Source organism: Undibacterium umbellatum (genome assembly GCF_014284125.1).
Taxonomy (GTDB): Bacteria; Pseudomonadota; Gammaproteobacteria; order Burkholderiales; family Burkholderiaceae_D; genus Undibacterium; species Undibacterium umbellatum.
This window is the reverse complement of sequence record NZ_JACOFX010000012.1, coordinates 143872-156961: the sequence shown is the minus strand read 5'-3', so window position 1 is coordinate 156961 and position 13090 is coordinate 143872. Positions and strand designations below refer to the sequence as shown.

13 protein-coding genes are annotated in these 13090 nt (G+C 51.1%); 8 read left to right on the top strand and 5 right to left on the bottom strand.

Annotated features, from left to right (window positions below):
- Window positions 1-123: 123 nt before the first annotated feature.
- A complete protein-coding gene (locus H8L47_RS20135) occupies window positions 124-759 on the top strand; it encodes a DUF4136 domain-containing protein (protein ID WP_186955392.1) in 636 nt (211 codons plus the stop codon).
- A 50-nt stretch (window positions 760-809) separates the two neighbouring features.
- Here H8L47_RS20135 and H8L47_RS20130 read toward each other — a convergent pair whose 3' ends face one another.
- From H8L47_RS20130 to H8L47_RS20110, 5 genes are all read right to left on the bottom strand, one after another.
- Window positions 810-3044, bottom strand: coding sequence for a DUF1631 family protein (locus tag H8L47_RS20130; RefSeq protein WP_186955391.1), 2235 nt, complete (start codon window positions 3042-3044; stop codon window positions 810-812).
- Between the two features lie 171 nt (window positions 3045-3215).
- Complete coding sequence (locus H8L47_RS20125; RefSeq protein WP_186955390.1) at window positions 3216-3362, bottom strand: hypothetical protein; 147 nt, start codon at window positions 3360-3362, stop codon at window positions 3216-3218.
- Window positions 3363-3373: 11 nt separating this feature from the next.
- On the bottom strand, window positions 3374-4348 hold the full coding sequence (locus tag H8L47_RS20120) for a quinone oxidoreductase family protein (RefSeq protein ID WP_186955389.1): 975 nt from the start codon (window positions 4346-4348) through the stop codon (window positions 3374-3376).
- Window positions 4349-4377: 29 nt separating this feature from the next.
- A complete protein-coding gene (locus H8L47_RS20115; RefSeq protein WP_186955388.1) occupies window positions 4378-5289 on the bottom strand; it encodes a DMT family transporter in 912 nt (303 codons plus the stop codon).
- Between the two features lie 465 nt (window positions 5290-5754).
- Window positions 5755-7320, bottom strand: a complete 1566-nt coding sequence (locus H8L47_RS20110) for a helicase HerA-like C-terminal domain-containing protein (protein WP_186955387.1) — start codon at window positions 7318-7320, stop codon at window positions 5755-5757.
- A 130-nt stretch (window positions 7321-7450) separates the two neighbouring features.
- Between H8L47_RS20110 and H8L47_RS20105 the strand changes: the two genes are divergently transcribed.
- From H8L47_RS20105 to H8L47_RS20075, 7 genes are all read left to right on the top strand, one after another.
- Window positions 7451-8176: a YebC/PmpR family DNA-binding transcriptional regulator gene (locus tag H8L47_RS20105; protein WP_186955386.1), complete on the top strand. Its 726-nt coding sequence runs from the start codon at window positions 7451-7453 to the stop codon at window positions 8174-8176.
- A gap of 1 nt (window position 8177) precedes the next feature.
- Entirely contained in the window at window positions 8178-9452 is a 1275-nt protein-coding gene (purD, locus tag H8L47_RS20100; protein ID WP_186955385.1) for a phosphoribosylamine--glycine ligase, read from the top strand.
- Window positions 9453-9548: 96 nt separating this feature from the next.
- Complete coding sequence (gene hemF / locus H8L47_RS20095) at window positions 9549-10448, top strand: oxygen-dependent coproporphyrinogen oxidase (RefSeq protein ID WP_186955384.1); 900 nt, start codon at window positions 9549-9551, stop codon at window positions 10446-10448.
- Window positions 10439-11113 carry a nicotinate (nicotinamide) nucleotide adenylyltransferase gene (gene nadD / locus H8L47_RS20090; protein WP_186955383.1) on the top strand — a complete coding sequence of 225 codons (675 nt, stop codon included), beginning with the start codon at window positions 10439-10441 and terminating at the stop codon, window positions 11111-11113. Before hemF ends, nadD begins: the two co-directional genes overlap by 10 nt.
- Window positions 11114-11118: 5 nt before the next feature.
- Entirely contained in the window at window positions 11119-11865 is a 747-nt protein-coding gene (gene rsfS / locus H8L47_RS20085) for a ribosome silencing factor (protein ID WP_186955382.1), read from the top strand.
- Window positions 11866-11964: 99 nt separating this feature from the next.
- Window positions 11965-12435 (top strand): 23S rRNA (pseudouridine(1915)-N(3))-methyltransferase RlmH, encoded by a 471-nt coding sequence (gene rlmH / locus H8L47_RS20080; protein WP_186955381.1) that lies wholly within the window; start codon window positions 11965-11967, stop codon window positions 12433-12435.
- A gap of 20 nt (window positions 12436-12455) precedes the next feature.
- On the top strand, window positions 12456-13073 hold the full coding sequence (locus tag H8L47_RS20075) for a Maf family protein (protein WP_186955380.1): 618 nt from the start codon (window positions 12456-12458) through the stop codon (window positions 13071-13073).
- Window positions 13074-13090 lie beyond the last annotated feature (17 nt).

Here is a 13090-nt window from a genome sequence, read left to right as displayed (position 1 = left end):
GCTGCAGATACAGACACACAGACAAACACAAGATCGTTACAACACGTTACAGTAGAAGCAACAATACTACGCAATAAGGCATATGATATACGTATCACCAAGTTAGGCATCAAGGGGTTGAACATGAAAAAACTAATGCTCTTTTTTACTTTGGCGTGCAGCCTGCTGTTGAGCGGTTGCGCAACGACATTCAGCAGTCAGGTCAGCGTATTCCATGAATGGCCGGCCGCCACTCAGGATAAATCCTTTATTTTTGAGCGTGCTCCGGGTCAGGAGAATAATCCCGAGCATAAATTATATGAAGATTTGCTGCGCAGCCGTTTGCAAAACCTGGGATTCAAGGAAGTAATGCCAGGCGCAACACCTGTATTGAAAGTTGAAGTGCAGTATGCAACGACCTTGAGGGAAATCCAGTATTCACCATTCTGGCAACCTGGCATCTATGACCCTTATTGGGGCCTGCATTTCAATCGCGGTATTTATCGACGTCATCCTATGTACTATTCACCGTTTTGGGGGCTGCCAGCTTACCCCAGAGGCTGGTCAGACATCAGCATGCGCAGCACTTATTTGCACCAGTTGCAAATCCGCATTACTGAATTGAACGGGAATAAAAAACTGGCTGATATCAAGGCAAGTTCTGAACAATTCAATCCTGAGATTTCGCTGTACATCCCTTACCTGATGGACAGTGCCCTGAAAGACTTTCCGGGCAAGAATGGCAGTACCAGCAAGGTCGAATTTACCGTGAACAATTAGGCCATCCCCAAGCCGTCAGGTCATGAACCTGCCAACTTGGGTGAGGTGACTTATGCCGCAGGAGGATCGCGCAACGCCTCTACCAGTGCGCGGTCAACCACGGATTCTGCGACTATCTGTATCGCCCTGCCCTCGCGGAACTGGGCAATCAATTCGTCGCTGGATACAGAAAAGGCATCATGCCCCTGGCGATTGGTGAAGATATAGCGGGTACGCTTGGGGCTGACCCAGGCCAGTTTGAAACGGGTAGTGACGCCACTGGACCTCTTGGTGAAATCGACCCAGATGCCACGTTCCATGGTTTCTATGATGCGAGCCCATTCATCTACCGGTTGCTCAATCTGGTCTTGCACATGACGGTTCAGGCGTTTTTCGCTTGCACGCTGGGCAATATTGACGGCAATCTCCAGCTGACGGCGTGGTGAAAACTCCAGTGGTGCGCGGGCAATGGCGGCATGGCGCTCAGCCAGTTTGGAAAAGAAAATGACGCGTTCAGGCTCATCCCATTTGATCGCATTCAGCCAGGCATTCAGCAAAGACAGCATGGCGGGCAGTTTACTGACCAGCTCCTTGCGCTCTTCTGCACTATTCTTGGGTTTGAGGCTCCAGATCAGGTCATCCATCGTCCGCAGCGCATTTTCCAGGGCATTGGGCTTTTCTTCCTTGACGTTATGAGAAATCGTCAAGATCCTGATCCATTGCTCCTTGAGGAAAGTTTCCAGGAAACCAGCCACTTCACCGGTTTCTACCCGGATGGCGACATCATTTTCTGCAAATTCGCGCGCCAGGCGCATTTTCTCTTGCTTCAGTGCGACAGCAACAGGCTCGCTGATGGCGACTTCGGTTTGCTGTTCTTCTTCTTTGAGGAAGGCTTCCAGGTCAGCAACGACATCCGAGAACAGCTCTATCTGCTGATCAAAGTCCTGCTGCACCCTTTCAACGATGCCTTCTATCATTTGATAGAGCGGGTCTTCTGCAGAGCTATCGCTATTGAGCAAGACGCTGGATTTTGCAAGGGTATCGATCAATACCCGCGCCGGATGACTTTCCTTGAAAAAGAAATCCTTGTCCAGCAAAGCTACTTTCAGCGTGGGAATCTGTAACTGGCTAATGAGGTTTTTGATATCTGCCGGTATGCTTTTATCATTGAAGACATAATCAAAGATACGCGCCAGCAATTCTATGGTGCTTTGATCTATATGTGTCAAACCACCAGCAGTAGGCTGTTGCGATAATTGCCGCAAATGTGCCGTATCCATGGGCATGGGATTGGCGGTGAAATCTCTTTGCACACTGGTCAGGTAATCAAAAAATTGCCTGTCTATCGTGACCATGTCCGGCGCATTACTGCCGCCACCTCCGCCACTGCCACCGCCGGAGTGAGGACCGCCAGAACCACCACCGACATCCTGTCCACCAGTGAAAGGCATGCCGCCACCATCCATGGTCGTGCCACCTCCACCGCCGCCCCCGGTAACCGTATTGCCAAACGTGCCCGCCGGCGCATTACCGGAAAAAATATTACGCAGCTTGTTTTCCAGATAAGGATCGCGATCGCTAATATCGTCAGAGCCAGACATCATGTTCTTTTTCTGCTTGTTACGGTAACCATCGTTAAGGTCGGGCAAGATACCGCGCTCGACCAGGGCCAGATTCAATTCCCGGTAAATAGCGCCTAGTTGCAGGAACAATTCTGGTTGCAACAGGCGCAATATCAGGTAATGGGTTTCAGGATTGGGCTCAAGTTCCATCCAGGCTTGATGGACGGCTCTAACAAATAATTCCGGGCGAAAAGGATTCTGCGAAACGCTGATTGGGGTACGGCGCAATACATGGCCTATACGTACATTCAGTGCCACCAGTTGCTCTGCATTATTGACTTCCAGCGATTGACTCAGATTACGACTGAGCACCTTGCTTTCCATCTCTTCAAAACTGACCAGTGAAAAATCCTGCTTGCCTTCGTCGGTCCTGGCACGTTTGCGGGTATTGACGACGCTGACTTCTTTAGCTAGAGCAGCATTGACCTGTCCTGCAACCAGGCGATAAAAGGTCGTGCCATTGCGTTTTAATTGCTGATAAGCAGCAAAACTGGCGGCCACCTCCTCTGGTCTGACGGTCTGGTCAGACAGCTTGAACAAGGCCTCTGTCAGACGCCCTGTAAATGCCTCGATTTGTGAAGACACCAGATTTGTGGCGATAGGCACCAGACTTTGCAAAATGAGCAAACGGCTAGAGCTGGAAAACTCACTGGTCTTGGCAGTATTTAGTGGAATGGTATCCATCGCTCTTTTTTATTATAGTCAGGTTATCAATAAAACTTGGGGTGCACTGTTTGTGCTTCAAAAGCTAGCATTTTGCCAAGCCTGAAAGGCTTGCGCAATGCGGGCGGCGGCACGAACAGTGCAGTAAAACAACAAAGCGGCAAAATAGCTGCGTCCGGTACTCAGGCGCCCTTAATTAGTATAATAAGCCTCGGAACCAAGCGTAATAACAACAATCAGCATGACTGCAAAAATAAGTACCAGCAGCAGACGTCCAAATTTGGGGCTGCCATCGTCTTTCTCTGCAGGTGTTTTCGATGGTGGTGTTTCTTGCGTCATATTTTCTTACTTCACGGAATCAATATACTGGAACCCGTGGTTTTACGGGCTTCCAGCTCACGGTGCGCTTGGGCTACCTCACTCAGGGGATAGCGCTGGCGTATATCTATTTTAACTTTTCCACTCTCTACCATGGAAAATAAGTGGGCGGCCATTTGCTCCAGATCATCACGCCTGACTGTATAACTCATCAAACTGGGACGTGTGATAAACAAAGAACCACGAGAAGCGAGTTCAGCCAGGCTAAATGCCGGCACAGGGCCAGAGGCATTGCCAAAGCTGACCATCATGCCTAAAGGTGCCAAGCAATCCAGCGATGATATGAAAGTGTCTTTGCCGATCGAATCATAAACGACTGGCACCCCTTTTCCATCCGTAATTTCACGAACGCGCTGAACAAAATTTTCCGAGTTGTAGTTGATGACATGGGCGCAGCCATGGGCTTTGGCCAGTTCACCCTTCTCGTCAGAACCTACCGTGCCTATCATAGTGACACCTATGGCGCGCGCCCATTGGCAGGCAATCAGGCCTACACCGCCAGCGGCGGCATGGAATAGTATGGTTTCACCGCCTTGCAAGGGCAAGGTGCGGTGAAACAGGTATTGCACCGTTAATCCCTGCAACATCATGGCGGCTGCGGTTTCAAAACTGATGCTGTCAGGCAGGCGCACCAGATTGTCGGCAGGCATGATACGAGCTTCAGCATAGGCACCAGTTGGCCTGCCAGCATAAGCGACTCTATCCCCTACCTGTACGTACTTGACGTCTGCCCCGACTGTCTCGACAATGCCTGCACCTTCCATGCCCAAACCTCCCGGCAAGGCTTGCGGATATAAGCCAGTACGAAAATACACATCGATAAAATTCAGGCCACAAGCTTTCTGGCGTACAAGAACTTCACCGGGGCCAGGTGCTCCCAACTCCACATCAACATATTCCATGACTTCCGGACCGCCCGTCTGCAGCATGCGAATTGCCTTCACCATTTATCTCTCCTGAATGAGTGTCGCTAACTTCAAGTCTTTTTTACGGACAACAAATACATGCCGCCCATGACCAATACCGTCCCTGCCATTTGCCAGACAGTAATGGGTTCACCGAGGAAATAGGCACCCAAAAACAAGGTTGATACCGGGCCTATCATGCCAGCCTGCGATGCGGTCGCCGCACCTATGCGCTTTACCGCAATCATGGTCAAGAACACAGGCAATACCGTACACATGATGGCATTCACTATAGACAATGAATATACAGCAAGCGGCTGCACCAGCATGCTGGCTGGACGCAAAATAAAGAATTGACCTATGCAGGCAGCACTGGAAACACACATTGCATACGATACCAGCCGCAGAGAACCCAGTCTTTGTACGAGTTGACCCGATTGTATGAGGTAGATGGCGTAAGAAATTGCCGCTCCCAGGACCAGAGTGGAGCCGAGCAAGACATAATCGCCGCCAAGCTTAAGATCATGAAAAAATACCAGGACTATGCCAAGGTAAGAAACCAACAAAGCTGCCCATTCCAGCCTGCTGACGGAGCGTTTTAAAAAGAAGGCGGATATCAGCAAGACAAAGGACGGCGTCAGGAACAAGATCAGACGCTCCAGACCGGCACTGATATATTGCAAACCTAAAAAATCCAGGAAAGAGGACAGATAATACCCAACCAGTCCTAAAGCTACCAGGCGCCAACGGTCCGCATTGCTCAGGCTACCAGACTTGTGCATTTGCCAGAAAGCAATTGCAGTAAAAATAGGCAGGGAAAATGCCATGCGAAAACAGATCAGTGTTACTGCATCGACGTTGTAACGATAAATCAGTTTGGCAACGATAGCCTTGGTAGAAAACAGAATGGCACCAATCAAGGCAATGGCGAGGCCAGTCAGATAATGACGACGAGCGAGTAATTTCGATTGATCGGTATGCATAGATCTCAAAAAGGGTTCAGACTGTTACACAGCCCAAACAGGTAATTTCACATATAACTTGCTCAGCGGAAAGCAATTTATTCCCACATGGAAAAGAACTAACAATCTTTCACACCAAAATTAACATTCAGTTGCCAAATTTGACTTTGTCTAACTATTAACTAATTTAATTTTGATTACACTTCCTGTCATGAACCACATCGCAGGAGAAAGCCAGATGTATACACCACGCTCACAATACGCAGATCAACCGGTACTCCGCCCGACACGTGCATTAACGGAAATACCACAAAGACAGACAAAAAAAGTGTCACCAAAGCAAAGCGATAGCTCTCTAAACAGCATCTTCAGGCGTCTGGCGAATAGCAGCAACGAGGATCAGGCATAAAGCTGTAGATCAGCAGAGCAGATAAACTCTACTGATCTCTTGCGGTACCAAGCTGATGCATTTGTGCGCGAACGCACTTACTTCTTCAGGATGGAGCCCAATACCCCGCGAATGATTTCGCGTCCTACCTGAGACCCCATGGTCCTGACCGTTGATTTGATCATGGTTTCGACCACATTATCTTTGCGTCGCAAACCACCGCCGCCGAGCAGGTTTGCAAAGACACTCTTAAATGTATCGCCAATTCCGCCGCCATCTTCTTGCTGTTGCGCAGGCTGCGTCGGTCGCCCGGAACTGGCGGGCGGAGTGGCTGTTGTTGGCACTTCCCTGTTACCAGCATCTTTATCAGACGTAGCAGCACTTGCCACCACCCGGCCCGTCAGTTTTTCATAGGCAGATTCACGGTCTATATGTTTTTCATATACACCAGCGACGATGGATGCTTGCATTACTTGCTGGCGCTCATCTGCCGTGATCGCCCCTATCTGCGATGCTGGTGGAACAATCAGCGCGCGTTGCACAACGCTTGGCCTGCCTTTATCATCCAGGAAGGAAATCAGTGCTTCACCGACACCCAGCTCGGCAATCACTGCCGCCGTATCCAGCTTGGGATTGGGACGGAAAGTTTCAGCCGCAGCCTGCACTGCTTTTTGATCCCTGGGTGTATAGGCACGCAGGGCATGCTGGACACGGTTGCCGAGTTGCCCCAGTACGGTATCAGGAATATCCAGCGGGTTTTGTGTGACAAAATACACACCCACGCCCTTGGAGCGTATCAAACGCACTACCTGCTCGATTTTTTGCAACAAGACCTTGGGTGCTTCATCGAATAGCAGATGGGCTTCATCAAAGAAGAACACCATCTTGGGCTGATCAACATCGCCCACTTCTGGCAAGTGTTCATACAGCTCAGACAGCATCCATAGCAGAAATGTGGAATACAAGCGTGGTGATTGCAGCAATTGATCCGCCGCCAGGATGTTCACAAAACCACGACCATCACCATCGGTCTGCATCATGTCATCCAGGTTCAGCATGGGTTCGCCAAAGAATTGCTCACCGCCCTGCTCTGAAATGGTCAGCAATGAGCGCTGGATAGCCCCCACACTGGCGGCAGAGATATTGCCATATTGCGTCTGGAATTCAGACGCATTCTCGGCCAGGTATTGCAGCATGGCGCGCAAATCCTTGGTATCAAGAAGCAACAGGCCATGGTCATCGGCGATCTTGAAGGCCAGTTGCAAAACGCCTCCCTGGGTTTCATTCAAGTTCAGCATGCGCCCTAGCAGTAAAGGGCCAAGGTCAGATACCGTGGCCCTTACCGGGTGCCCCTGTTTGCCAAACACGTCCCAGAATGTCACCGGGCAAGCCTGCCATTTGGGCTCATCGACTTCCAGGGCCTGCAGCCTTTGCTGCATCTTGCTGGTCGCGCTACCGGCTTTGGCCATGCCTGACAGGTCACCTTTGACGTCTGCCATGAAGACTGGCACGCCAATTCCAGAAAACGCCTGCGCCAGGGATTGCAGGGTAACGGTCTTGCCGGTACCTGTGGCACCAGTGATACAACCATGGCGATTGGCCCAGTCAGACAATAAATTCAAGTCGAATTCGGTGTTTTTAGCGATCAACAAAGGTTTTGACATAGTTTTGGAGGGTGATTTGGGGAAGTCGGTCGGTGGCACTATGGTAAAATACTGGTCTTCATTATAAAACCAAGCCAGGCAAAATTGCCGCCCTCAGGGTGAGCTATTGTCAATTCAGGAAAGAGCGATCATGGCAGGACATAGTAAATGGGCCAATATCAAGCATAAAAAAGCAGCAACCGATGCCAAACGCGGCAAGATATGGACGCGTCTGATCAAAGAGATCACGGTTGCAGCACGCATGGGTGGTGAGGATGTCGATTCCAATCCCCGCCTGCGTCTGGCAGTAGACAAGGCGGCTGACGCCAATATGCCAAAAGAAAACGTCACGCGCGCGATACAACGCGGTGCAGGTACACTGGAAGGCGCAGATTACGAAGAAGTACGTTATGAAGGTTATGGCATAGGCGGTGCCGCCATTGTAGTTGACTGCATGACCGATAACCGCGTGCGTACTGTGGCTGAAGTACGCCACGCATTCAGTAAATACGGTGGCAATATGGGTACTGAAGGCTCGGTAGCCTTTTTGTTCCAGCATTGCGGCCAGATGTTTTTTGCCCCAGGCACGAATGAAGATGCCCTGATGGAAGCAGCACTCGAAGCTGGTGCCGACGATGTTGTCACCGATGAAGAAGGTGGCATAGAAGTCATTTGCGCGCCATTCAGCCTGTCGGACCTGCGCGCCAGCCTGGAAAAAGCCGGATTCAAGGCAGAAGTCGCAGAAGTCGTCATGAAACCAAATACTGAGACCGTATTTGCCGGTGACGAAGGCATCAAGATGCAAAAATTGCTGGATGCACTTGAAAACCTCGACGATGTACAAGAAGTATTCACCAACGCCATCATAGAAGATTAAGATGAAATTACTCGTAGTCGGCTCTGGTGGCCGTGAACATGCCCTCGCCTGGAAACTGGCGCAATCTGAACGTGTACAAACTATTTTTGTCGCCCCCGGCAATGGCGGTACGGCTGCAGATAGTCGTCTGAAAAACATCAACATCACAGACCCGGCAGCACTGGCAGACTTTGCCGAACAAGAAAACATAGGCATTACCGTGGTCGGCCCTGAAGTACCGCTGGCCGCTGGCATCGTCAATATCTTTCGCGACCGTGGCCTGAAAATTTTTGGTCCGAGCAAAGAAGCTGCTCAACTGGAAAGCTCCAAGGATTTCGCCAAGGCTTTCATGCACAGACATGCTATCCCTACGGCTGAATACCAGACTTTTTCTGAGCTTGCCCCTGCGCATGACTATATCAATGCCAAGGGCGCACCTATCGTCATCAAGGCCGATGGCCTGGCGGCTGGCAAAGGTGTAGTCGTTGCCATGACGGCTGAAGAAGCCCATGCAGCAGTCGATATGATGTTGTCTGACAATAAGCTGGGTGATGCCGGTGCCCGCGTGGTGATCGAAGAGTTTTTGGCAGGTGAAGAAGCCAGTTTCATCGTCATGGTGGATGGCAAGAATATCCTGGCACTGGCGACCAGCCAGGACCACAAGCGTTTGCTTGATAATGATGAAGGCCCGAATACCGGCGGCATGGGTGCCTACTCCCCTGCTCCTATCGTGACGCCACAATTGCATGCTCGCGTCATGCGCGAAATCATCGTGCCTACCGTACAGGGCATGGCCAAGGATGGCATCGTGTTCACAGGCTTTTTGTATGCCGGCCTGATGATCGACGACCAGGGCAACCCAAAAACACTGGAATTCAATTGCCGCATGGGCGATCCTGAAACCCAGCCCATCATGGCGCGTCTGAAGACAGATTTGCTGCACGTTGTCGAACATGCAGTCAATGGCACGCTTGATACTGTGGAACTGGAATGGGACAGACGTACTGCCATGGGTGTTGTCATGGCAGCCGCTGGTTACCCTGACACACCGCGCAAGGGCGACAAGATCACTGGAATCCCGGCAGAAACAGCGGAAACGGTGACTTTCCATGCAGGTACATCACTAAATGAAAAGACCTTGAACGTGACAGGTGGCCGTGTGTTATGCGTGGTTGGCCTGGGCGACACTGTCAAGCTGGCGCAAAAACATGCCTATGACGTAGTGGAAAAAATCCATTTTTACGGCATGCAATATCGCCGCGACATCGGCTGGCGTGCGCTGAATCGCAAGCATTAGCACCGGTCAAGGACACATATTCCATATGTGTAATCGGCCTTTTACAGTGGGTTGGACGCGTTCCAACCCCTTGTGTTTTTTAGAATAGATAGCAGAATGACAGATACACTCGCGGTTAAAGATTACTTTCTGGGCTTGCAGGCTGGTATAGTCGCGGCTCTTGAAGAAGTTGATGGCCATACTTTCATTACGGATAGCTGGGAGCGCCCCGAAGGCGGTGGCGGCATCTCGCGTGTGATAGAAGAAGGCAAGGTATTTGAACGTGGTGGCGTTAATTTTTCCCATGTCATGGGTAAAAACCTGCCCCCGTCTGCCGCCGCCAGTCGCCCTGAGCTGGCTGGACGTCAGTGGGAAGCCATGGGCGTTTCACTGGTCTTGCATCCGCGTAACCCGTATGCACCTACCGTACACATGAATGTACGCTTTTTCACCACCCGCGCCGAAGGGCAAGAAGATGTATGGTGGTTTGGCGGCGGCATGGATTTGACGCCGTATTACGGTTTTACTGAAGATGCAGTGCATTTTCACCAAACCTGTAAAATGGCAGTACAGCCTTTTGGCGCAGACTTGCATGCCCGCTTCAAGAAATGGTGTGACGAGTATTTTTACCTGAAACACCGTAAAGAAGCCCGTGGCGTAGGCGGGATCTTCTTTGATGATTTCAATGAGCAGGATTTTGCCAGCAGTTTTGCCATGATGCGCAGTGTGGGTGATGCCTTTGTTCCGGCTTATCGCCCCATCCTGGAACGTCGCAAAGACCAGGAATATGGTGAACGTGAACGTGATTTCCAGGCTTATCGCCGTGGCCGTTATGTAGAATTCAATCTGGTATTTGACCGTGGCACGCATTTTGGCCTGCAGTCTGGCGGCAGGACAGAGTCCATACTGATGTCCATGCCCCCCATCGTCAAATGGCGCTATGACTGGAAGCCGGAAGCTGGTAGCCCGGAAGCAACATTGGCAACAGACTTTCTGGTACACAGGGAATGGGTATAGAAACGGCAGCACCGCCTTGTATCCTGGTACTTGGTGGTAGCTTTGACCCTGTCCATATAGGGCATATCGCCCTTGCCCATAGCCTGGCAACGGTATTGAAACCGGATGAATTGCGCATCATCCCTGTAGGCCAGCAATGGCAAAAGAATGAGTTACAAGCCACAGCGACACAAAGGCTCGCCATGCTGAAGCTGGCCTTTGAAGACTGGCAACTCTGCCCTGTCAGGATAGATGAGCAAGAAATCATCCGCGCAGAACAGGGTCAAAGTAATTACACCATCGATACCTTGCACCAGCTACGCAGAGAAGTTGACAATGAGGCATCACTGGTATTTGGCATGGGTGCAGATCAGTTGCAAAATTTGCACACCTGGCGCAATTGGCAAGCCCTGCTTGAAGTAGCGCATTTGTGTGCTGCCTCGCGACCAGGTTTCAGCCTCGATATCAGCAGCCCCGACATTGCTGACATCTGGAAGAAAAATGCCATCAGCGCCCTGGAAATGCGCACACGGCCTGCCGGTGGCACTTATCTGGAGAGAAATCTGGCGCAAGATGTATCTGCGACCCAACTACGTACTGAATTAAAACAGCATAACCCGACAACAAGATTGCTAGTCCCGCACAAGGTGCTAGACTACCTACAACAACAAACTATCTACCAATAAAAAATATGGATATTAAAAAACTGCAAACTTTGGTCATTGACGCTCTGGAAGACGTCAAGGCACAAGACATACAATTGTTTGAAACCACTCACCTGACCAGCCTGTTTGACCGTGTTTGTATCGCCTCCGGTACATCCAACCGTCAAACCAAGGCTTTGGCTGCCTCCGTACGCGACAAAGTCAAGGAAAACGGCGGCACTATCGTCAGTATGGAAGGCGAAGCGACGGGCGAATGGGTACTGGTCGATCTGGGTGATATCGTCGTCCATATCATGCAACCAGCCATCCGCGCTTACTACCGCCTGGAAGAGCTGTGGGGCGACAAGCCTGTCAAATTTGGCGCGGCCAAGCGTACTTCGGCTAAAAAAGACACCGCTGATGCTGAGGAAGAAAGCGACAAGCCTAAACGCGTCCGCAAAGTGGCTGGCAAAACTGCTCCGCTGGAAGTCACACATGACATGATGGCGATCCAGACCACGCTGGAAGATGAAAAGAAACCAGCGCGCAAACCACGCGTCACCAAAACCACTGGTGATGCAGAAGGCAAGCCAGCACGCAAACCGGTCGCCCGCAAAGCTGCTGATGGTACTGTTGCTAAACCTGCCAAGATACCAACCGGTGGCCGCGTCAAAGTAGCGGCAACTAAAACTGCGGTGGCTTCTGCCAAGCAAGCCGCAGAAAAACGTACAGCCAACGCTGCAGCAGCGCCAACAAAACGTGCTCCAGCACGCAAGAAAGCTACAGAGGAATAATTCTCTGTTTCGTTTTGATTCCAAATGGCTGCCAGGTGCAGCCATTTGTTTAAGTGATATGCAGTTTCAAGACCCTATTTGCAGCAAACAGAATAAAACATGCAATTGATCATCGCCGCCGTCGGCCACAAAATGCCCTCCTGGATAGAAACAGGCTTTCAGGAGTATGCCAAACGCATGCCGCCAGAATGCCGCGTCGTCCTCAAGGAAATCAAACCGGTAGAACGCTCTGGCAGCAAAACTGCCGAAACCGTCATGGCGCTGGAGCGCACCAGGATAGAAGCCGTGATACCCAAGAATGCCCGCATCATCGCCCTGGATGAACGCGGCAAGGATTGGACCAGTGTCGCCCTCTCGCAAAATCTCACACAATGGCAGCAGGATGGCCGCGATGTGGTCTTCATCATCGGCGGAGCTGATGGTCTCGATGCAGAGTTCAAGGCCAAGGCCGATACTCTGATACGCATCTCCAGCCTGACCCTGCCGCATGGCATGGTGCGAGTACTGCTGGCTGAACAGCTATACCGCGCCTGGTCAATTACCCAGAACCACCCTTATCACCGGGTATAAGTCATCATGAGGAGACCGCCATGCTAAAAGAAAATAAAATCTACCTGGCATCCAAGAGCCCAAGACGCCGTGAATTGCTGCACCAGGCAGGCATAGAGTTTGACTTACTGCTGCTGCGCGATGCCGCACCACGCGGGCCAGATGTGACCGAGATCGTCTTGCCCGGCGAAGCACCAAAAGCCTATGTCAGCCGCGTCACCCAGGAAAAAGCAGACAAGGCATGGGAAATCATGCATCTGCGCAAAATGCTGCCACGCCCGGTACTCGCAGCAGACACTACCGTGGTACTCGGCAAACAAATACTGGGCAAGCCTGCCGACAAGCAAGAAGCCATACAAATGCTGAGCATGCTGGCAGGCCAGACGCACCAGGTGCTGACCAGCATCGCCGTGCACTCAGCACTTGGCCGTGCGACAGTCACCCAATGTTCAGAAGTGAGTTTTGCGAAGCTGGATGAACAGCAGATACTGGCCTACTGCAATAGCAATGAGCCTTATGACAAAGCCGGTGGCTATGGCATACAGGGCGCGGCTGCCCGTTTTATTTCACACATCAAAGGCAGTTATTCTGGCATCATGGGATTACCCTTATTTGAAACCTGCCAGTTGCTGCGTCAGGCAGGGATCGTTATTCCCTAAATTGAAGTATCAGAGAA

Bases quoted from the DNA above. Each gene is read 5' to 3' on its own strand.
- H8L47_RS20135 (WP_186955392.1), top strand. From the start codon at position 124: ATGAAAAAACTAATGCTCTTTTTTACTTTGGCGTGCAGCCTGCTGTTG.
- H8L47_RS20075 (WP_186955380.1), top strand. From the start codon at position 12,456: ATGCTAAAAGAAAATAAAATCTACCTGGCATCCAAGAGCCCAAGACGC.
- rlmH (WP_186955381.1), top strand. From the start codon at position 11,965: ATGCAATTGATCATCGCCGCCGTCGGCCACAAAATGCCCTCCTGGATA.
- H8L47_RS20110 (WP_186955387.1), bottom strand. From the start codon at position 7,320: ATGTCAAAACCTTTGTTGATCGCTAAAAACACCGAATTCGACTTGAAT.
- H8L47_RS20105 (WP_186955386.1), top strand. From the start codon at position 7,451: ATGGCAGGACATAGTAAATGGGCCAATATCAAGCATAAAAAAGCAGCA.
- rsfS (WP_186955382.1), top strand. From the start codon at position 11,119: ATGGATATTAAAAAACTGCAAACTTTGGTCATTGACGCTCTGGAAGAC.
- H8L47_RS20130 (WP_186955391.1), bottom strand. From the start codon at position 3,044: ATGGATACCATTCCACTAAATACTGCCAAGACCAGTGAGTTTTCCAGC.
- H8L47_RS20115 (WP_186955388.1), bottom strand. From the start codon at position 5,289: ATGCATACCGATCAATCGAAATTACTCGCTCGTCGTCATTATCTGACT.
- purD (WP_186955385.1), top strand. From the start codon at position 8,178: ATGAAATTACTCGTAGTCGGCTCTGGTGGCCGTGAACATGCCCTCGCC.
- H8L47_RS20125 (WP_186955390.1), bottom strand. From the start codon at position 3,362: ATGACGCAAGAAACACCACCATCGAAAACACCTGCAGAGAAAGACGAT.
- nadD (WP_186955383.1), top strand. From the start codon at position 10,439: ATGGGTATAGAAACGGCAGCACCGCCTTGTATCCTGGTACTTGGTGGT.
- hemF (WP_186955384.1), top strand. From the start codon at position 9,549: ATGACAGATACACTCGCGGTTAAAGATTACTTTCTGGGCTTGCAGGCT.
- H8L47_RS20120 (WP_186955389.1), bottom strand. From the start codon at position 4,348: ATGGTGAAGGCAATTCGCATGCTGCAGACGGGCGGTCCGGAAGTCATG.